This window comes from Gemmiger formicilis (assembly GCF_024462815.1).
Taxonomy (GTDB): domain Bacteria; phylum Bacillota; class Clostridia; order Oscillospirales; family Ruminococcaceae; genus Gemmiger.
Window position 1 is genome coordinate 1 of sequence record NZ_JANGCG010000021.1, and the last position, 21,417, is coordinate 21,417.

The following is a 21,417-nucleotide window of genomic DNA, read 5'->3' on the forward strand; positions in this document are numbered from 1 at the left end:
TGAGGCCGGGGACGGCTATCTGGTGACCTTCCCGCAGGGGGAAAATGTTCAGGCTCTGATAGATGACTATAAGGGACGGCTGTGGGATTTGGAAAACAATATTTGGCAGCATTAAAAGAGGTTTACAGAGGTGGAATTTTCCTTTTAAGTCACTAGAAATTGCAAAACTGTATTTGCGAAGTGCTGATTATAGTAAGAAAAAGTCATGCGGTATTTATGAACTGAAAAGCGAAAATGGTAGACTTTCATACAAAATATTTGCAGACAATAAGGATTTACTCAGACTGTCGAAAAAGTAAATTTTCAATCTATTTTCATCGGCGGACATGTGCCGACGATGAAAATACCTCTAGAGCATAAAATCGCGTTCGAGTCGCCGTCAGGCATGAGAACGTGATTTTTTGCGACAGGGTGAATCCAAAGGAGGGGTGCAGGAGCGTGGCGCAGCCACACTGCGACGAACCCCTTCTTTGCGCGTGTCGGGTTTCCCAACACGCGCAGGATTTACTGTTATATCTAAGGCAACACCGCACAATTCCCGCCTAACGGCTTAAGCACCGCTCCGGCGGCTGCGGCACGGCATCTGCGTTGCCAAAATGCTCGATAATACACAAAGTATTATCTGCGCTTTTGGCTTAGCATCTGCCGCACCTCGCTCGCCGTATCGGCACTTAGAATTATGCGGTATTGCCCTAAAAAAGAACAAAGGAAAAACTTACGAACTGGCAGGACTGCCTTTTGATTTGCCTTACACATGAGTAAGCCGGAAGTCACGTCTGGCGCTTCCTTATAAATCTGCAAAATTTGCTTGTTTATCTAAAATATATGGGAATATTAAAGTAGCCTCACATCCTTGCGGGAAAGCATTGGAAAGTTTGAAATCGCCGTTATGCGTTGCGGCGACTTGTCCAACAATAAGTAATCCAAGTCCATGCCTTAAATCGAGCCGTTCATCTGTACTTTCCATATAATGCGGCTTTTCTTCCAGCTCTTGCAGTTTTTCCGCAGACAGACCAGTTCCATTATCCGTAACCGCTAAGATAAGCTGGTTTTTGGATACCGCAAGGGAGATGCAGATTTCACAGCCCTGCGGGTTGTGTTTTATGCTGTTCTGGACAAGGTTGTTTACAGCCCGTGAAATCAATCTGGCATCACATTCCAATACAGCATTTTCAGCATCGGGAGCAATCTCGATTTCCATGTTGTAGCCATCAGAAATTCCCGTATTCAACAAGTCTTCTACATAGAATCGCAGCAGTTTGGATAGGCGAACCGCCTCCTTATAAAGAGGCTGCATCTCATATTCCAACTGTGATACTAAGTTCAAACCCTGTACCAGTTCTTTGATTTTTACGCTTTGATTCCGGATAATTTCTGCCTGTTCCCGAATGCTTTTATCGGCAGCATCACTTCCGTATTATATCATAATCCCCGATGGGTACTGTAACTTTTCCAATATATCTTCCATCCGTCACAGTGAGGGTAAGCTCTGCCCCCTCACCCGCTTGGACTACCGCCAACGCCTCGCCGTAGTAGGTGTCCGTGCGGCCTGTCACAAAGCCGATCTCATTGAAGGGGCAGGCGCTTCCCAAGCCCAGCAATTTTCCGCCTGTGACCTCCACATGTAAAACGCCCCGCTCCAGCGGCTTCATCGTGCCGTTCTCGTCCGTGTACTGGAGACGGATGTGGCACAGTCGCCCCGGCTTTACCGCTGCTTCCTCGCAGACAGCCCGCAGCCGGGTTTCGGAAGAAGCTGTGTGGAGCGCACACGCCCCCATCTCTTTGCCCTTGCTGTCAAATGCTATGGCCATGACCACGCCATCCTCATAGGTGCAGCGGAACTTGGCGATGCAGTCGTTTTTCAGCTCCTTTTTTCCAACGCTTTTACCATTTACCCGCAGATCCACCGTGTGGGCGCGGGCATAGACCTCCACGTTGGCCTGTTTCCCGGCACACCCTCGCCAGCTCCAGCTGGGCATTGCGTTCGTCATCTTCCATGCCGAGGGAGAGTGCTTATCACCCGTATGGTTCACCGGGCACACGGCAATGTAGGGGCCATTCTCCTGTTCCAGCGCCACTCGGGTGTAGAGCGCCTCGCCCAAGGGACGACCCGTCAGGTCGATGCGGCCGCTTCCGGCGGTTACCCAACCCAGTCCGCCATCGAACCGGGGGGCATAGTCAGCGTACTCCCAGCTGCCGACGCCCACCTCGCCCAGGTAGTCCATGCCCGCCCAAACAAAATCACCGATGAGTCGGGGCTCCTTTTTGGCCAGCTCCCGGAACCTGTAGGCATCGTTACAGAAGGTCTCGCTGCCCAGAATCAGCCGATCCGGGTACTTTTTCAGATCCCGCTTGTAGCGGTAGATGCCGTAGTTGTAGCCTGCGATGTCCATGTTGGCAAAGGCGTCCCGGGTGCGCCAGTCGCAGGGCGGGATGGTGGCGCCCCGCTTCATGAACTCGTCCCCCAGCAGCCCTGCCATATCGTTGAAGAATTTGCTGCCCACCGCCTTCTCCTTGGTCTGCTTTCCGGCGGCCTTGGCCTTTTCCGCCTTTTCGGCTTCCTTCTTGGCCTTTTCGTCGCTGTACTGGCCGAAGCCCACGGAGCTTAAAAAGTTGAAGAAGATGTTTACCCCGCAAGTGACAGGCCGGGTCGTGTCCAGAGAGTGAAGGTATTCGGTCAGTTCACGGGTCAGAGCAATCCCCTTTTCCTCCGCCGTCTCGGACACCTCGTTGCCGGTGGAGTACATCACCACAGACGGGTGGTTGTAGTCCTTGTCCACCATGTCCTTCAGATCCTGCCGCCACCAGTCCGGGAAATATTCCACATAGTCATGGAGGGTCTTGTGGATGTACCAGTGGTCGATGTATTCATCCAGCACCAACACGCCCAGGTGGTCGCAGGCATCCAGCAGAAACTTGGAGCAGGGGTTGTGGGCGGAGCGGATGGCGTTGTAGCCGTTTTCCTTCAAAATACGGATCTTCCGCCACTCGGAATCCTCATAGCAGCAGGCCCCCAGCACGCCGTTGTCGTGATGAATACAGGCTCCTTGGAGGATGGTGCGTTTGCCGTTGAGCAAAAAGCCGCGCCTCCCCCACGCAACGGTGCGTAAGCCGAAGGTCTCCGTGACCTCATCCGTACCAAAGCTTACTTGGCAGGTGTAGAGCTGGGGATTATCCGGGCTCCAGGGTTTGGCATTCTTCAGGGGGATGGTGAAGGCGATCTGTCCCTTCGTGCTGCCGGACACAGCGGCCAGCTCCCGCTCCCCGTCCAGAATCGAGATGCTGACCGGACCTGCCCCCTCCGTCTCCACCACAACCTCAACCTGGGCGGGATCAAGGGACAGGGTTCGGATTTTCACACCATTGAGCTTGATGTGCGCCTGATCCGCCGTCCACAGCTTCACCGGCCGGTAGATGCCCGCGCCGGAGTACCACCGGGAGTTGGGCTGGTCGGCGTTGCGGGCGATGACCTCCAAGGTGTTTTCCTCGTTTGCACGGAGTTTTCCCGTCAGGTCTACATAGAAGTTGGTGTAGCCGTAGGGTCGGAAGGCCAGCTTCTCCCCATTGAGCCGCACCTCGGCGTTGTGGTATACCCCCTCGAACTCCAGCACGGCCGTCTGCCCTGCCAGGGTTTTATCCGGGGTAAATACGTTTGTGTAAAGGTAGTCACTCCCTTCATACCACCCGGTGTTCACACCACCGGCAGAGGCGGCCGTCCGGGGCTCAAGCAGGGCGGCATCGTGGGGCAGGGTAACGGGCGTTCCTGAACCCTTTTCCCCCAAGCGCTTCCAGCGCCAATTCTCGTTGAAATCTTTTGCTCTCATTCTGCATCTCCTTTAAGCGAAAAGAAATGGAAATCCACATAGCCTATCCCTTGCACTGCTTTTTTCTCTGCGCAATGGTTTCCTGCTCTGCGGGGAGATCCCGCTCCACCGTCCACAGCAGCATCAGCGCGGCACAGATGGCGTAGGCCACCGTCTCGATCCAGATATAGCTGATGCCGATGGTGGACTGTACGGCGGCGGATTGGGTCATGGCGGCGGCAGCGGCGGCGTCTTTCGGGGGCGCCACATAGCCGGAACCGCCCAGCATGGCCATAAAGATAGCATTGCAGATGGGGGTGGCGGCCACCATGACGGAGCTATAGATGGACATGGTGAGGCCATCGGTGCGGATGCCGCTTTTGAACTCAATGTGGTCGATGACATCGGCCAGCATGGCCAAAATCAGATAGGCGGCGGGGGCAGAGCCCAGACACTTCAGCGCCACGCCGATGGCTACGGGGACAATCTGCCCGCCGCCAAGACCTGCGATGATGCCGCCAGCCACGCCCACCAGCATACCGACCATAACCACCACGCGCTTGCTCAGCTTGTTGGCCAGGGGAACCACCACTGCGGCAGCCACCGCCATGGGGATGGCCCCCAACACGGCCAGGATGGTCTGCGCCATGCCCCAGTCGATGGTTCCGGCTGCGCCGATGACCCACTGGCAGAAGTAGCTCATGGAGCCGTTCTTCATGGCACCGCTGCACTGGAAGGCCAGGTAAAACAGGATGATCAGCCACCACCACTTCTCGCTGGTAACCGCTTTGAGCTGTTCGCCCATGGAGGCGGTTTTAACCCGGGCGGCACCGCTGCCCTCGCCCAAAAGCTCCTCTGTGACCCGCTCGCGGGTAAACTTGAACTGGAGGTAAATCGTAAGGGCGGAGAAGATGGCTACACCCAGCATCACCAGGAACCACATATGCTGATCTTCCTTCATCACGTTGGACACCAGCACGGGGAAGATCATGGAACCCACGCCCATAACGCCAAGACCGGCCACGTTGGTAAAGGAGGCCAGAGCCCCCCTTTGCTGGCTGTTGCGGGTGGACACGGGGATGAGGGTGGAGTTGGCGGTGTTGTAGATGGGGTAAGCCACCGCGTAATAGAGGTTATAGGCGATGGCGATCCACACCATTTTCGCGGTTCCTTCAAAGGGGACGATAAACATAAGCACGCTGGACACGCTGAGGGTCAGGGCGGACAGCAGCACCCAAGGGCGCGCCTTGCCTGCCAGAACGCGGGTGCGCTCGATAAGCTGACCCACAATCAGGTTGGCAGCCACAATCAGCAGGGTGGACACCAGCTGAAGGACGGACAGGAACCCGGTGTCCAGCTTCAGCACATCGGTGAAATACTTGTTCAAAAAGCTGGTGAATATGCCCGAGGACAGCAGCGCCCCGAAGGGGCCGATGAAGTAGCCGATCAGCATCTCCGGCAGCTTCACGTCCGGGGACTTCACCAGAGAGCCGGTCAGCGGGGTGTTCCAAAACCCGGTTTGCTTTTTACTCATGATGTTCACTCCTGCTTGTTTTGATCCATGTTTGCTGTGATGCAAATCCTACCCGGCATAAACTGCCGGATCGGGTTTGCCTTTATTTCTCGACTTGCTTTTTCTTAAAGCGGAGCATCATGAACACACTGCCCACAGTAAGAACGGCGCAGACTGCTGTGGCAGCATACAGTGCAATCTGCCACCAGGGCGTGACCATCACCACCGTGGCGTTGCCAATGTTCATGGCGTTGGTTCGCGTCACGCTGTATACCACATTTTTTGCCGCGTTATGGACTGCCGCAGCGATAGCGGGGTCGTTGTCCGTGCCATCCAGGGTACCCATATCTCCCTTCTGGCCGCACCAATAGTCCTGCCCGGCCAGCACGCCCAAACGGTAGTCCATCCACTTGGCGTTGATGGCCATGTCTGTGATTGCAGAGCCTTCCATGCCCCATTCATCCCGGAGGACACCGGTCATCAGGCCATGATGGGCGCCAGCCCAAACCACACCGAGGCGGTTAAAGGAACTCATGACGTTGGACGCTCCGCCGCGGACAGCACCCTCAAAGCTCTCCAGATACAGCTCGCGGATGGACTGCTCGTTGGCCCAGACAGAGATACCATAGCGCCCCTGCTCCTGGTCATTGAGTGCAAAGTGCTTCACGAACGCCTGCATGCCCCGGTCATGCAGTCCTTTGACCTGCGCGGCGCAGATTTCGCCGGACAGCCAACCGTCCTCGGAATAGTATTCGTTGTGACGACCCAGATAGGGGCTTCGGTGGATGTTGGCACCGGGGGCATAGATGCCCGCCACAGCAGCCGCATTGTCGCCGGATTGAGCGTGGAGCATATCCTCGCCCATGCACTTGCCCACCTCCTGAATCAGCTCCAAATTGTAGGTGGCCGCCATGACGTCCTCAGAGGTAAACGCCATACCGTTGCTCCCGCCCACCATGCTTTTGGTGAAACCGGTGGGGCCGTCAAACTCCTGGGTGGCGGGCAGGTTAATGGCGGGGAGCACCTGGGTCTGATAGGAACCGTTGTAAATCAGGTTCAGCATATCCCCATAGGCGATCTGGCTGATCAGGTCATCCCAGGCGGGATCGTTATAGTCCTTGTCCACAAAGTCGATGGCGTTGAGGGAACCGCCTGTCCCGGCGGCAGGAGCCTGATTCACATCGCCCCAATACAGCTGCTTGTATTTTTCCACAAGAGCCGCCCGGCCGGACTCCTCATGGGTCAGTCCATCGGCCCACATGGCGTCCGTGACCCGCAGACTGACGGCGGCCTGTGGGAATGTCCCGGTCCAGTTGCTGCGCGTGAGATAGACCACCTGCTGATCCTCCGCGCCTTCGTACTTGTTCAGATCGGCATTGTCAAACAGGTTGGTGATTGGGTTGCCGGTGGCGGAGGAAACAGCATAGGTCGTGGTGTCCAATGCGCTGTTCGTCCACTTGGCGGTGAGGGCTGCATCGCCGGTGCCGGTCATGCGGCTCTGATCCGCGCCCTTGGCCATCAGGATGTTATTGATGGCGTTGTGTGCATCGGTGCCCACGGTGAAGTAATAGTCCCCGGCGTCCAAGATATAGGTCTTGGCGGCGTTGGCATCATAGCTGGTGATGTCCTCCTTGGGCACGTTGATGGTGAAATGCTCCGTCGCGCCGGACTTGATCTCCTTCTTGTCAAAGCCGCACAGCTCCACGGCGGCCTTTTCAATGCCGTTCTCCCGGTCATAATCCGTATAAGGGGACTGGAAATAGATCTGCACCGTATGCTTGCCGTCCATGCTGCCGGTGTTGGTTACATCCACGCCAATATCAAAGGAATCGCCCTTGTCCTCCACGGTAAAGTTGGAGTAGCTGAACGTGGTGTAGCTCAGGCCGGTGCCGAAGGGGAAGGCAACATCGGCGTTGTAATCGTAGTCGCCCGCGCTGCCCTGACCCAGCACGTAGTCCTCATACCGTGTCTCATAGTAGCGGTAGCCCACGTAGATGCCCTCTTGGTAGACCACGTAGTTCATATTGCATTTGTCGATGCCGGGGGCGGTATTGTTCTGGGCAAAGGCCAGATCATACTGGGATGCGTTGGTATAGGGGTAGGCATCATAGTTGACCATGGCGGGGGAGGAATGGTTATCCTTCAGGAAGGTGTCCACGATGCGCCCGGAAGGGTTCACTTTGCCCGCCAGGATGTCCGCCACGGCGGGCAGGCCGTTGATGCCCATGTTTCCGGTCCATACCACCGCGTCGATGTCATACTCATCAAGGAAATCCAGTTGGAGGGTGCTGGAAGAGTTGAGCAGCACAATGATCTTTTTGAACGTCCCCTGTTCCTTGAGCGTCTTCAGATTTTCAAGCAAGTCCATTTCTTCCTTGCACAGACGGAGATAGTCACCGTCCGTCATATAGGGTTCCAGCTCGGTCAGACCGGAGGGCAGGTCCGCACCTTCTCCGGAGGAACGGGACAGCACGACCAGCGCTGCATCGCCATAGCTGGCAAAGGTGGATTTCAGCGCATCGGTATATTTGTCCCATGGCACCTCGTTGATGCGATACTGGGAGGGATCTCCGCCGGAGAGGGAGGCGTTTTCCCGCTTATAGCCGCTGGTGACATAGAATTTCCACAGGTCAGTGTTGACGCACCCGGGCTGGAAGCTGTCCTCCAGCGCGGAGTACAGGCTGGCTCCCTCGCCGGTGGAGACAAAGGCGGAGCCGGTGCCCACCTTCACGGGATCGACAGAGGATTGAGAAAAACAAGAAATTTTAGAATCCGGGGCCAGGGGAAGGGCGCCGTCCCGGTTCAGTAGCACCGAAGCGCCCTCCGCCATCACCTGACGGCACACGTTCCAGTCGTTGGCCACCAGTTCCTCCTCAGAGTCGTAATTGGTCCAGTAAAAGATCTGGGCATTGGGGTCTTTGACGATTTTCTGCGTTTCGGCGTTCAACGCCACATTGATCATCGGAGCAAAGTAACCGGTGATGGGAATCGCCGTGACACAGACAGCTGTGAGGACAGCAAAACTCGCCATGGGTATTTTCCAAATATTTTTCTTCATGCAGATTCCTCCCTTTATAGATAAGAGAAAGGCGGGTCGTGGGCGCAGCCTGTGCCCCACAGCCCGCCTTTTGATGGATACGTCAGCTGTTCTTCGCTTTCTTTTTACTACGGATGAGCATAAACACGCTGCCCGCAGTAAGTAGCGCCATCACGCCGGTGACAGCATAGATGGCCATCTGCCACCAGGGAGTAATAGTCCGCACAGTGGCGTTGCCCACGTTCATGGCGTGGCTGTGGGTGATGGAATAGGCAATGTGCTTGACGGCAGTCTGTACCGCAGAGGCCACGGCGGGGTCGTTGTCCAAACCGTTCAGGGTCTCCATACCCATGCTGTAGCCGTCCCACAGGTCCTGACCTGCCAGCACGCCCAGCCGATAGTCCATATAGGCGGCCATGACGGAGCAGTCGGTGATTGCTGCCCCCTTCATGCCCCACTCATCCCGAAGGATGCCGGTCATCAGGCCGTGGTGAGCGCCGCTCCAGGTCACGCCCAAGCGGTTGAAGGAGCTCATTACGCCCATGCCGCCGCCCCGGGTCACGCTGCCCTCGAAGCCCTCCAAATACAGCTCGCGGATAGCCTGCTCGTTGGACCAGGTGGAGATGCCGTAGCGCCCTTCCTCCTGATCGTTGAGGGCAAAATGCTTAGTGAAGACATACACGCCCCGATCCTGAATGGCGGCAACCTCCACAGCGGCCACCCGTCCGGACAGCCAGCCGTCCTCGGAATAATACTCGAAGTTGCGTCCGCAATAGGGGGTGCGGTGGATATTGGCGCCGGGGCCGTAAATGCCGGAGAACACGGTGCCGGAATCATCGGTAGCGTGGAGGAAATCCTCGCCGATGCACTTGCCCATGTGCTCAATGAGTTCCAGGTTGAAGGTAGCCGCCATCACGTCCTCGGAGGTGTAGGCCATGGCGGAGGAGCCGCCCATCAGGCTCTTGGTGAAGCCCTGGGGGCCATTCTCGTCATTGGTGCCGGGCAGGCTGATGGAGGGCACCGGCTGGGTGAGGTGGAAACCATTATAGATGAGGTTAGTCATCTCGCTATAAGGGATCTGGCTGATCAGCTGATCCCAGGATGGGTCGTCCGCATCTGTCTCGGCAAACATACTGGCGTTCAGTGTGCCGGATACGCCCATTTGAGGCAGCGAAGCATCCGCCCAGTAGCGGCTCTTGGCGGTCTCCGCCATGGCAGCCCGGTCCGCCTCGTTGTGGGACAGACCGTCCTTCCACATCTGCTCGGTGATCTTCAGGGAGACTGTGGAGGGGAAGGTGCCCGTCCAGTCATTTCGGGTCAGGTAGGTGATGGTCTGGCCCTCTACGCCGTCATACTTGTTCAGATCCGCGTCTTCGAACAGGTTGGTAATGGGATTGCCCGTAATGGAGGACACAGCGTAGGTGGTCTTGTCAAAGGTGGCGTTGTTCCACTTGCAGGTCAACTCGGCATTCCCGGTGCCGGTCATGCGGCTCGAATCCGCGCCCTTGGCGGCCAGGATGTTGTTGACGGCGTCATGGGCATCCTTGCCCACGGTGAAGTAATAGTCGCCGTCCTCCAGGATGTAGGTCTTGGCGTTCATGTGGTCATAGGAAGTCAGATCCTCCTTTTCCACAGTGATGGTGAAGTGCTCGGTCTGCCCTGCGGCAATCTCCTTCTTGTCGAAGCCGCACAGTTCCACGGCGGACTTCTCCACCTGGTTGTCGATGTCGTACTGGGTGTAGGGGGACTGGAAGTAGATCTGCACGGTGTGCTTGCCGTCCACCGCGCCGGTGTTCTTCACATCCACATCCACCTGGAAGGTGTCGCCCTGATTCTGGACGGAGAAGTTGGAATACTCGAAATCCGTGTAGCTCAGGCCATAACCGAAGGGGAAGGCCACATCACTGTCATAGCTGTAATCCCCGGCGTTGCCCTGACCCAGCACATAGTCCTCATACCGGGTCTCATAGTAGCGGTAGCCCACGTAGATGCCCTCTTGGTACACCACGTAGTCCCGGTTGCACTTGCCGATGCCGGGATCGGTATTGTTCTGGGCAGAGGCCACATCGTAGTCCGCGCCGTTGGTATAGGGGTAAGCGCCGAAATTCTGCATGGCGGGGGAGGAATGGTTATCCTTCAGGAAGGTGTCCACGATGCGGCCGGAGGGGTTCACGTTGCCGGCCAGGATGTCGGCCACGGCGGTGATGCCGGTCATGCCCACATCGCCGATCCACAGCACCGCGTCGATATCGTAGTCATCCACGAAATCCAGCTGGAGGGCGTTGGAGGAGTTGAGCAGCACCACGATCTTTTTAAAGACGCCCTGCTCTTTGAGCTGCTGGAGATTTTCCAGCATATCCACTTCCTCTTTGCAGAGCTGGAGGTAGTCGCCGTCCGTCATGTAGGGTTCCAGCTCAGGCAGGCCGGAGGGCAGGTCAGCGCCCTCGCCGCCGGAGCGAGCCAGCGTCACCAGAGCCACGTCGCCGTATTGGCTCCAAGTCCCCTTCAGTGCGTCGGAGTACTCGCTCCATGGCACCTCATTGATACGGTACTGACCCTGGTTGCCGCCGGTGGTATCGGCATTCACGCGCTTATAGCCCGCGCCGGCGTAGAATTTCCACTGTTCAGGGTTGACGGAGTCCTCGCCGAAGGCACCATCCATGGCGGCCTTGAGAGAAATCGCATCCTCGGAGGACACTTGACCGGAGCCGGTGCCGCCGTAGAGCAGGTTGAAGCTGGACTGGGAGAACGGTGTGAATTTTGTGCCCTGCGGCAAGGGCAGCGTGTTGTCCCGGTTGACTAAGAGGGCGGCACCCTCCGCCTCGATGTCGTGGCAGACCTGCTTTTCAAAGGCCACGAGATCCTCCTCGTTTTCGTAATTGCTCCAGAAATAGATCTTGGCGTCGGGGTCATGGATAACCTCTTGCGTTTTGGCATCCAATGCCACGTTGATGGCGGTGGCAAAGGCATTGGTAACAGGGATGGCCACAATGCACACCACCAGCAGCAGGGCGGTGATCACCGTGAGGATGGTCCACAGCAGACTGCCTTGTTTCTTCATATCGTGATGCTCCTTTTCTAAAAAAGACCCCAGGCGGTCACGCCAGCCCGGGGTCTTTTGGATCTATGGGATAAAATCGCTGAGCAATTCGTTTTGCCGCTTTACTCGGCCTTTGTGGCGGTATTGCCGCTGATGGTCCACTTTTCAGCGCCAACGCCGGCCCAAATCTGGCCGAAGGCACCCATGACGTCCTCACTGGGGGCGGTGACGGTCAGGGTATCGCCGTCCAGCACGTAGGTGAAGCCGTCACGCTCCATGCCGTAGGCGGGGTACTTGACCTTCATGTTGGTGTCATCCAGCAGAACCAGTTCCAGGTCGCCAGCCTCATAGGTGGCGATGCCTTCTGCCTCCGCAGGGGTCTCCGCAGGGGTCTGTGCGCCGGCCTCGGGGGCGGACAGGGCAGTGATGTCGTCGCAGACAAAGGTAAAGCTGGTGGTATTGCCCTCGCCCATATCGCGCTCCGCGGTGAAGGTGGCCTTATTGCCGTCCATGGTCACATCCACGACCTCATCGTTCAGGGTGATGGAGATGGCACCGTCAGCCAGAGCCCACTTTCCTTCGGCAAACTTGTCGTAGCCGGCGTAGAGCAGCAGGGTACCGTCAGCCTGGAGATAGGCGGTAGCATTGTTGGTCGCATCGGTGAAGGTGCCCACGCTCTCAGGGGCGGTAAACTCCTGCTTGTAAGCCTGGATGAAGGCGTTGGCGTCAGCGTAGGTCTGACCCTCCTTGCCCTCCATGGAAGCCACGCGGGTGTAGGACATACCGGGCACCACGGGGAAGGTCAGGTCGAAGGAGTACACCCCGGCCACGTCATAGGCGTAGGCAGTCTGGGCGTTGGACTCATTGCCGGCATCGTCCACGTAAGCCAGCTTGATCTGAAGGCATTCCACGCCGTCCTTCTCTACTTCCTTCCAAGTGCCGGACATATAGCTGGTGGTGTAGGTGGGGTTGGTGGCGGCATCGGAGGCATCGTAGTTGGCAAACATGTACTTGTCGGCCACAGAGGTGCCATCCTCGTTCAGGTTCAGCAGGAAAGCGGCGTTCAGCATGGAGGCGTTTTCACCGTCCTCCTCATAGGTGCCCCAGAACTGATAGGTCTTGCCGCCCTCGCCGGACTGGGACGTCTCGGAACCAGAGGTCTGGGAATTGCTGCCGCCGCAAGCGGCCAGCATGGAGCCGAGCATCGTTGCCGACACAACGGCGGCCAAAAGTTTCTTCATTTTCATAGCGTTTTTCCTCCAATTTGTTTTATATTTCTCGCCTTCTCCGGCAAAAGCTCAGCCGGGGAAGACAAAGAAGTCAGAGTTACTTTCGATGGGGCATAAATGCGCCGATCACATTGAGAATCGTGGTCACGCCGAACACAACGGAAAAGGCGATGGCTAAAACGGGGTTTCCTCCGAAGAAAGGCACGCCGGTGAGCACATCGGCCAAGGGGTAGGCGGTTTCCACCAAGTGATTCGCCAGAGCAACGCCGAAGCAGGCTCCGCCCAAGATAGGAGTAAACGGGAGCCGGAGCGCTTCGCCCGCGAAGGTGATCACCGCGCCGCCCAGCATCAGACCAAAGGTGAGCCAGGAAAACACCCGATCCACCGTCTGGGCAGCCGTGGCCATGTAAATGACCACATAGGCCACAACGCCCACCAGGGCAATCGCGGCAGCAGCCATGCTCAGCCAGAGACCCGGTTTTGCATCTTGAAACAAGCGCTTCATATCACTTGTCCCCCTTCCTGGACTTGATTTCGGAAAGCACATACATTGCCGCTGCGCCGACCGTCAACACGCCAATGACTACGTTCAGCCCCGTGAAAGCAGGCTTCCACCAGGGGGTGTAGTTCTGCACGGTTTCGGTCTCGCTCAGTCCGTTCACCAGGTTGGAACGGCTCATGGTGTAGAGATAATACTTTGCCACCTCACGGAGCTTGCCCCAGATGAAGCCGTCCTTCTCTTTCACCAGCAGGTTGGATGCCTCAGGCACACGGCCGGGGTCATTGTTGAACTGGCAGGTGCCCGCCCGGATGGCATCGGCGGTGCCCATGTAGCTGGCGGAGTCCTTGGAGCTGTCGGTCATGTTGATGCCGGTGAAACCCCACTCCCCCCGCAGCACGGTGGTCATGGTCTCGTAGTCGCTGGCGGTGGGGATGCAGCCGATGCGGTTGTATGCGGTCATGGTGCCCATACTGTGTCCGGCCTGAAGCCCACCCTCAAAGCCGCGCAGGGGACCCTCGCGGTAGGTCTGCTCGGTCATAAAGGTTGCTACGCCGTGGCGGTTGGTCTCCTGATCGTTGCCGCAGAAGTGCTTGAAGGTGCCCACGCAGCCCCGGTCGGCCATGGCCTTGGTCTGGATCTCGCCGCAAAGGTAGCTTAGGTTGGCGTCCTCGCTGTAGTACTCAAAGTTTCGACCGGAATACGGGGTGCGATGGATGTTGCCGCCGGGGGAGTAGATCTGGCGGAACCCAATCCAATAACTCTCCTCTGCCATAAACTCGCCCCGCTGTTCCAGCAGGTCTTTGTTAAAGGTGGAGGTGGCTACCATCTCCGCGTTGAACAGTACGCCGCTCTGGTGGCCGTCCGGGCCATCGCCGCCGGCATAGGCAGGGAAGCCGATGCTCTCAATGGCATCCAACCCCATCTTATCGCCCACGATTTGAGCCAGCTCGCTGGGCGTGAGCTGATCGATGAAGCTGTCCCACTTGGGATCATCGAAGGCCACGTCTTTCATCTCTATAAAGGCGATGCCGTTATCCTGTTTATACTTGTAGGTTGAAATATCCGGCGCGTCAGCGGGCTTCTCATACTGGAAATTCTCCATCAGGTTCTGGATTTCCGGAGTAGCCGTAAGGCTGGCCACCGTGTCGGGGAAGGTGTTCCAGTCGGAACGGGTCAGGTAGGTCACCGCATCCGGGATAAAGTAGTTGATGTCCCGATCCTCGAAGTGGTTGGACACCACCGCGCCGGTATAGGGGGACACGGCGTAGGTCGTGTTGTCCAAGCTGGCCAACTCGTCTTTATGCGCCTTGGCGGCATCACCCTCCACGGGATTGCCCTCGGCATCAAACATCCCGGTGACGCCTTTGGCGGCCAGCACGTTGTTCAGCGCGTCGTGGGCGTCATTTCCGATGGCGAAATAGTACTCGCCGGGGTCGAACACGTAGCAGCCGGTCTTGGAGGTGTCTGCACCGTTGACAGCAGCGCTGTCATAGGCGGCGAAGATGTAGTCGGAGAACTCCAAGGTCACCGTCTCGCTCTCCCCTGCGGCCAAAGCGGAGGTCTTGGCGAAGTCGACCAGCTGGATGGCGCTCTTTTCCGCCTGCCCCGCCTCATAGGGGAGCTGGACGTAGAGCTGTACCACGTCCTTGGAGGTTCCGGCGTAATTTGCCGCGCCGTTGTTGGTCACCTTCACCTGGGCGGTGACGGTATGGGTGGACTTGTCCCAATTCACGCTCAGCAGTTCCTGCGTAAAGTCGGCGTAGCTTTTGCCCGCACCGAAGGTGTACACCATCTCGTCGGCATAATTCCAAGCGCCGTTCTTGCTGGCGTATACGCCTTTGGGGCCGTTGGCGTTGTTGATGCCCAGCACCTGATCCTGATAGCGGGTCTCATAGTACTTATAGCCCACATAGATGCCCTCGGCGTATACCAGGTACTTGTTCTTATACAGGCCGGTGAGGTTGTCGAAGGTAAAGTCACCGGCATTCTGCATGGCGGCGGAGCTGAGGGAGTCAGCGGCATAGGTGATGGCGTTGCGGCCGGAGGGGTCGGCCTGACCGCCCAGTATCTGAGCCACACCCGTCATACCGTAGTTGCCGGGGTAGCCGATCCACAGGCAGGCGTCCACACCGTAGTCGGCCAGCCAGCCCAAATCCATGGCGTAGCCGGAGTTCACCACCACAATGATTTTGCTGAACTTGCCGGAATTTTTGATGAGGTTGAGGGTGTCGATCTCCTCCTGATGGAGGGACAGCTCAGGCACCCCGGCAGGACCCTCCTGCCAGTCGCCCTGAAGCCCATGGTTCAGGTCGCCCTCCTCGCCGCCGAAGCGGCTCATAACGTAGATGGCGGCATCGTTATAGCTTGTGGCATAAGAGCTCTCGGTTCCGGCATAGGCGGAAGCGGGGATCTCGCCGATCAGGCCGGTTTTGGTGCGAGAGCCGTTGGCGGCCACGATGGCGTTGTATACGGTCTCGTTGACCTGGAAGCCCGCCTCCTTCATGGCATCGTAGAGGTTGATGCCGTCATTGGGCGGGCCGCCGGAGCCGCCGTGGTACACGGGAGTGGCCGCGGCAAAACCGAACAGCGTCACGCTGGCGTTGGGGGCCAGAGGGAGCGCGTCGTTCTCGTTGCGCAGCAGCACGCTGCCCTCCACCTGAGTCTGGATGATATGATCCTCCAATGCGGTGCGCATCTCGTCCATAGAAGCGTAATCGGATGCATAGTAGTTGGTGTCGTCCGTCACCTGAACGGCCGGGGGAAGGGTGCCCAGAAACAGGTTTACGTCTCCCTCCCGGGTGAAGGCCAGGCTCCGGCCAAATATGGTCAGGGACAGCACAAGCACCAGAAGGGTGCAAAGCCCCCGCCATATGTACGTTTTCTTCATCGTGCGTTCCTCCAAATCAGTCTCTTGTCCTTGGGGAGCAAGCAATTGATGCCACGCGGCAGTTTAAGCCGCAAAGTCGGTAAAGTCGAAGGAGCTGGTCTTAACGTTGACCTGCACGGTGGTCTCGGGGAACGCCACGCTCTCCAGGAACTGCTGGGCGGTCCAGGGCTGGGCGTTTTCATCCACGATCGGGGCGCCGGTGTTGGGGTCAGTCTGGGTGGGCGCCACAGCCTTGCCCATGGCATCGTTCCAGTTGTCGGTGTCGGCCCAGTAGAGCTGGTCGAAGCTGCGCACCACGCGGGTGGGGGCTGCCAGAGTCACATCCAGCAGATCCTCGTCCAGGTCATTCACCTGGGAGGTATAGGTGCCGTAGAACTTGGTGATGGAGTTCTCGCGCTCGTTGCCCTTGGCGTCACTGGTATTCTCAGACAGCTCCAGAGCGGAGAAGGTGGCGGCGGACACCTCCAGGCAGTAGGTGTTGTCATCCATCAGGGTGATCTCCTGCTGGGTGAAGGTGGTGAGGTAGTAGTTGTACTCCGGGCGCATATTGATGTAGCTCAGCTGGGCAGGGCTAAGGTAGATGCCGGTGATCTTCCCATCCGCCTTGCCGCCGCAGGCGGCGAGGGACAGCGCCATTGCTGCGGTCAGGAACAGGGTGACCAATTTTTTGTACTTTTTCATGGATGTATCCTCCTCATAAATTTCTCAGGGCATACGCCCTTTTGCTATCTCTAATTTATGAAATATACCCAAGGTTTTCAATAGAAACCGCACAACCTTCCTTTCTGACCGCACAATCTTACAAACATAGACCGCCAGCCTTGACTTTTCTTGTCCAAATTGCTATATTGTAAATCAGAGAGAGGGGGCGGGTCAATTTGATAGATATTGCCATCGTGGAGGATAGCAAGGAACAGGCGGCGGTTTTAGAGTCCCATATCAAAGCCTATTCCACCGAGCACAAACTGGCCGTTTCCATCTCGGTTTTTTACGACGCCATCACTTTTTTGGAGAAATATTCTGCGTTCCATATCGTATACATGGACATCATGATGCCCATGCTCAACGGGATGGATGCGGCCAAGCTCCTGCGGGAAAAGGACGAAAAGGTGATCCTCATCTTCGTCACCACCATGCGGCAGTACGCCATCCAAGGCTATGAGGTGTCCGCCTATGACTTTATTGTCAAGCCCATTTCCTATCCGGAGTTTGCCCTGAAGTTCACAAAGGTGCTGGGCAAGCTGGATCGGGACCTACCCGCTGATGTGTTCATCCGCACAGATACCAGTTTTGTGCGTCTTGCCCCCAAGGATATCCTCTATGTGGAAGTAAAAGGGCATCACTGTATTTACCACACTCTTAACGGCGAGTACCGCCAATACCAGACGATGAAAAGCGCGGAATCTGCCTTGTCCGGGCAGTGCTTTGCGCGCTGCAACAATTTCCTGCTGGTCAATCTGACCCATGTGGATCGCATTGAGGGGATGACCGCGTATGTAGGCGGAAGCGCGCTGCAAATCAGCCATCCCCGCCGCAAGGCCTTTTCGGAGGCGTTCTCCCAATACATGGGAGGCATAAAACCATGATCAACACCTTGATTGGCCTGATGGGAGCCTATGCCTTCCAGGGCTTTAACCTGATCCTGACCTATTGGGAGTGCTATATCTGCATCGCTTTGTTTGCCCGCAAGCTGGGGCGGAGAGATCTTTTCCCCGTTCGAGTGGTCTTGACCCTGCTGGATGGCAGCGCGGTCTGTTTTCTCCTGGCCATCTGGTACACAGAGGCGAGCTCCCTGCCGGTGCGGGTGCTGTGCTATTCCGCAATCTCCGGGCTGAATTTTACGGCTCTGCTGTTCTGCTGGAAGGATGACCTGTCGGAAACGCTGCTGGCCTTCTGCTCCGGCATGGCGACCTATCAGTTTACCAACAAGCTATATCCCCTTCTGCAAAATTTCTTGGGAATCAATGACAGAAAGACCAATTCGCTGTTCCATGGCGGCGAGACAGGATCTACCCATTTGGATTGGGTCGTATTTTTTGGTTTCCATCTGTTGACTTTTTTTATTCTGTCCACTGTCTTCACCCCTAAAAATAAACTGGTGCATAATAAACGCACCTCTCGCAACGTGATCGTTCTGTCCATCTCCACCGTGGCGCTGGTGAATATCCTAATCTGCATTTCCCGCGTGTATGAGGGGGAGAGCTTTATGCTCAACCTGGTGGTCAAAGTGCTCTATGTGGGACTCAGTCTGACCATCCTCACCATCTGCGCGGGTATTTTCTCCCAAAGTGAGCAGGAGCAACAGATCAACATCCTCCATCAGCTTTGGCGGCAGGATCGGGCGCAGTTTGAGTCTGTCAAGGCAAATATGGACCTTATCAACATGAAATGCCATGACATCAAACATATTTTAGATAAAATTGAGGATAAGCTCACCTGCGAGGAGGCCGCTTCCTTGCGGGAGGCCATCCAGTTCTACGACGCCAACATCAAAACGGGCAACGAGGTGCTGGATGTGGTTCTGTGCGAAAAAGCCATGACCTGTCAGAAAAACGGTATTTCCTTTTCCTGCATGGCGGATGGCACAGGGCTGGAATTTCTCACACCGGTGCAGACCTATTCCCTGTTTGGCAATATCATTGATAATGCCGTGGAGGCGGTCAAAGCCCTCCCTCCCGAAGAACGGGTGGTTTCCCTCACTTGTCACGAGGAGGAGGGCGCACTGGTGATTGAGGAGTCCAACTATTTCAGTGGTGGGCTGGAGCTGGATCACGGATTGCCCGCCACAAGCAAAGGGGACGTATCCCGCCACGGCTTCGGCACAAAGAGCATCCAGTATATCGCAGGGCAATATGGCGGAACCATGGACATCAAGGTGCTGGGCAATATGTTTTTCCTCACGATCCGGTTCCCCACCAAGCCGCGCAAAGGGTAGGTATGATAGAAGGCAAGAATGACCGGGGCTTGTGCCCCGGTCATTCTTGTTTCAATGGATCGTGATGACGTATTTACCGGCCTGAGCCACGGAGATCCTGTTTCCGTCTATTTCACAGTCTCCGCCAGACACAATAAGATCTGTTCCCATGCCCTCCGGCACAAGGATCGTACCCGCAGCATCAATGGCTGTCACAGTAAGCGTCTTCTCCGCCGCAGCGGTTTCCAGTTCCGCTGTGATCTCACCTTTGGGTGTCCAGACTGTGCAGTGAAAGCTGTCCAGCTCATTGCCGGGCGCAATCTCATATGCTTCGAATCCTGCCTGGGTGGGTCGAATACCTGCCGCATACTTAGAGAGGATATACAATGGCGCAGCAGTCCAGCCATGGTTCACCGTTCCGGTTTCACCGTCAAAGGTCTCCCACAGGGTATCATACTCGTCATTGAGCATAGGCGCGTAGCGATCCCGCATCCGCTGGAGAGCCAAATCGATCCGACCCATGACGCACAGCGCCTCCAGCACATACTTTTCGATGAACGGGCTGGCCTGGTAGGTGCTCATGATGACATCGGTGATGAGCGGCCAGTCTTTCTCCCCGGCCAAGCCGGACAGGGCCAGCATAGCGTTGGCGCGGTCGTCCACGTACTTGCTGTCCGGGCTTTTGAAGCCTTCTTCCGTGTAATAGACAGCCCGCCAGTTCTCCCGCATGGAATCCATCCGTTCGGCGAGAAATTCGGTTCCCTCCGTGATACCCAGATCATCCGCCAGGGACTTGGTCACGTTGAGCGCGTAATAGTAGATACCCGTCTGGAGTAACTGCGTGTCAATGCGGTCGCCCCAATCGTCCCACGTCCAGGAGCCGTCCCGATATACCGGCAGTCCGTTTTCCATCTCCACCAGCCGGAGATAGTTCAGGAAGGCGTTGCAGTAGGCCTCTGCCGTCTCCCTATCCCCGGAATGGAGCCAGTAGTGGTACACACTGGTCATGAAAATCAGGCTTTGGTTGGGGATTTCCTGGGGCTTCACGCTGGGGGCACGGCTGGGGATTGCCCCATCGGTTCTCGTCCAAGCCACGCAAGCCAGAATGGCCTTTTTCGTCAGATCCAGCCCGCCCTGGTCATAGCTGTAAAGCGCCGCATCAATTTCGTTGGAAGCGTCCCCCATATAAGGGCCGCGCTCCCGCTCGGGGCAGTCCATGTAGGTATCCCGCATACAGATAGCCAACGTGTTCAGGGACTCCTGCCACAGCTGATCCAGCCCCGGATCGGAGGATGTAAAGGAGCCAACCTGCTCCCCGTTGAAGCCGCTGGCACGGTAACCCAGCCGCGTGAAGGTCACACCGGCCTCCGCCTCAATGATGAGCTTGGAGCCGCTGCGCCAAGGGTAATTCTCATAGCGCTGGGTCCCCTCGGCGGTGACGTAGGTATCTTTGAAGTTGGGCAGCTCCTGTTTGTCCGTATAAGTATCCGTATAGAACGTGAGCTTTTTGCCCGCCGGAGCCTCCAGCTCGAAATACGGTGTGAACTGGATGTTTCCGGGCAGGTCCAGCACCAGGGTGGTATCCTGGGTCAGCGGCGTACCCACATAGCTGGCAGAGTTGGAGAAGTCGACAATATCCTGAAACCGGATGGGCTGAATCATGGCGGAGTAGAGGTCACCGAAGGGCAGATCCCCGGCCTTGGACACCGGCGTGGCATCCTCCCACTCACTGTCATTATAGCCCTCTGCCATGAAATCTCCCAAGTCGTCCCGGGCATCAAAATAGACATTGCGCTCCGCCAGCATGGAGGACTGGCTATAGCCGGGATAGTCTGCCCCGGCAGTGACCCGGTTTTTGTAGCCGGTGTGCCGGGCAGCCTTCCAGGAGCTGTCCGAGCAAATCGTCGTGCCGCCGGCATCCAGTTCAAAGATAAGGCCCGCTTGGGTATATTCGTCTCCTTCCTCATCTACAAGAACCGGAACGATGGAGCCGTCCCCGGAGCGGCCATTGAAGGCAACCAACAGCGCGATCGTATTTTCCCCTTGCTTCAAGTTGGTGAGTTCCACCGTGTCATAGTAGCTGTCATAGGGTGTAGGTCCACGCTTCAGCGACCCATCCAGCACTACCAGCTCCCCGTTGACCCACAGCACATACTTATCCGCGGCGGAAATGAACGCAGTGGCGGTGGGAACCGCCTGTTCCAGCGTAAAGGTCTTGCGGAAAGCCACGTAGCTGTCCTCCGCGCAGCTCTCAGTCCAGATCCAGTTGGCCGTCCAGTCCGTTTTCTTGTACCCCTCAATGGCGGACAGATAGAGAAGGTCAGAGCGGTCTGGTATGCCCCGATTAGGCGCGGAGACGTCCCCTTTGGCGGATTCGGCAGGGTCTGGTGTGGTGACCACTTTCCCGCCGCACCCGGCCAGCAGCGAGAAAATAGAGACGGTGCACAGCAGCAGCGCTATGCCTCTCGGGAAAAGAGCCTTTTTCATTTTCC

12 protein-coding genes are annotated in these 21,417 nt (G+C 57.0%); 2 read left to right on the top strand and 10 right to left on the bottom strand.

The window, feature by feature from the left end; genetic code table 11:
- Window positions 1-787: 787 nt before the first annotated feature.
- The 9 genes from NE623_RS12895 to NE623_RS12935 all read right to left on the bottom strand — a co-directional run bounded on the left by NE623_RS12895 (window position 788) and on the right by NE623_RS12935 (window position 16,692).
- Window positions 788-1,297 carry a sensor histidine kinase gene (locus NE623_RS12895; RefSeq protein WP_370866754.1) on the bottom strand — a complete coding sequence of 170 codons (510 nt, stop codon included), beginning with the start codon at window positions 1,295-1,297 and terminating at the stop codon, window positions 788-790.
- 109 nt (window positions 1,298-1,406) lie between these two features.
- Window positions 1,407-3,824, bottom strand: coding sequence for a glycoside hydrolase family 2 TIM barrel-domain containing protein (locus NE623_RS12900; protein WP_256273093.1), 2,418 nt, complete (start codon window positions 3,822-3,824; stop codon window positions 1,407-1,409).
- 43 nt (window positions 3,825-3,867) lie between these two features.
- Window positions 3,868-5,337, bottom strand: coding sequence for an MFS transporter (locus NE623_RS12905; RefSeq protein ID WP_256273094.1), 1,470 nt, complete (start codon window positions 5,335-5,337; stop codon window positions 3,868-3,870).
- An 82-nt stretch (window positions 5,338-5,419) separates the two neighbouring features.
- Window positions 5,420-8,374 carry a beta-glucosidase gene (locus tag NE623_RS12910; RefSeq protein ID WP_256273095.1) on the bottom strand — a complete coding sequence of 985 codons (2,955 nt, stop codon included), beginning with the start codon at window positions 8,372-8,374 and terminating at the stop codon, window positions 5,420-5,422.
- A gap of 82 nt (window positions 8,375-8,456) precedes the next feature.
- Window positions 8,457-11,414: a beta-glucosidase gene (locus NE623_RS12915; protein WP_256273096.1), complete on the bottom strand. Its 2,958-nt coding sequence runs from the start codon at window positions 11,412-11,414 to the stop codon at window positions 8,457-8,459.
- A 101-nt stretch (window positions 11,415-11,515) separates the two neighbouring features.
- A complete protein-coding gene (locus tag NE623_RS12920) occupies window positions 11,516-12,640 on the bottom strand; it encodes a hypothetical protein (protein WP_256273097.1) in 1,125 nt (374 codons plus the stop codon).
- 79 nt (window positions 12,641-12,719) lie between these two features.
- On the bottom strand, window positions 12,720-13,127 hold the full coding sequence (locus tag NE623_RS12925; RefSeq protein WP_256273098.1) for a hypothetical protein: 408 nt from the start codon (window positions 13,125-13,127) through the stop codon (window positions 12,720-12,722).
- A 1-nt stretch (window position 13,128) separates the two neighbouring features.
- Window positions 13,129-16,011, bottom strand: coding sequence for a glycoside hydrolase family 3 protein (locus NE623_RS12930; RefSeq protein ID WP_256273099.1), 2,883 nt, complete (start codon window positions 16,009-16,011; stop codon window positions 13,129-13,131).
- A gap of 63 nt (window positions 16,012-16,074) precedes the next feature.
- Entirely contained in the window at window positions 16,075-16,692 is a 618-nt protein-coding gene (locus NE623_RS12935; protein ID WP_256273100.1) for a hypothetical protein, read from the bottom strand.
- 197 nt (window positions 16,693-16,889) lie between these two features.
- Here NE623_RS12935 and NE623_RS12940 point away from each other — a divergent pair, with 197 nt between their 5' ends.
- Both NE623_RS12940 and NE623_RS12945 read left to right on the top strand, forming a co-directional pair.
- A complete protein-coding gene (locus NE623_RS12940) occupies window positions 16,890-17,597 on the top strand; it encodes a LytR/AlgR family response regulator transcription factor (RefSeq protein WP_256273101.1) in 708 nt (235 codons plus the stop codon).
- Entirely contained in the window at window positions 17,594-18,946 is a 1,353-nt protein-coding gene (locus NE623_RS12945) for an ATP-binding protein (RefSeq protein WP_256273102.1), read from the top strand. Before NE623_RS12940 ends, NE623_RS12945 begins: the two co-directional genes overlap by 4 nt.
- A gap of 51 nt (window positions 18,947-18,997) precedes the next feature.
- On the opposite strand, the gene NE623_RS12950 is transcribed toward NE623_RS12945, so the two are convergent.
- Window positions 18,998-21,412 carry an alpha-L-rhamnosidase-related protein gene (locus tag NE623_RS12950; RefSeq protein ID WP_256273103.1) on the bottom strand — a complete coding sequence of 805 codons (2,415 nt, stop codon included), beginning with the start codon at window positions 21,410-21,412 and terminating at the stop codon, window positions 18,998-19,000.
- Window positions 21,413-21,417 lie beyond the last annotated feature (5 nt).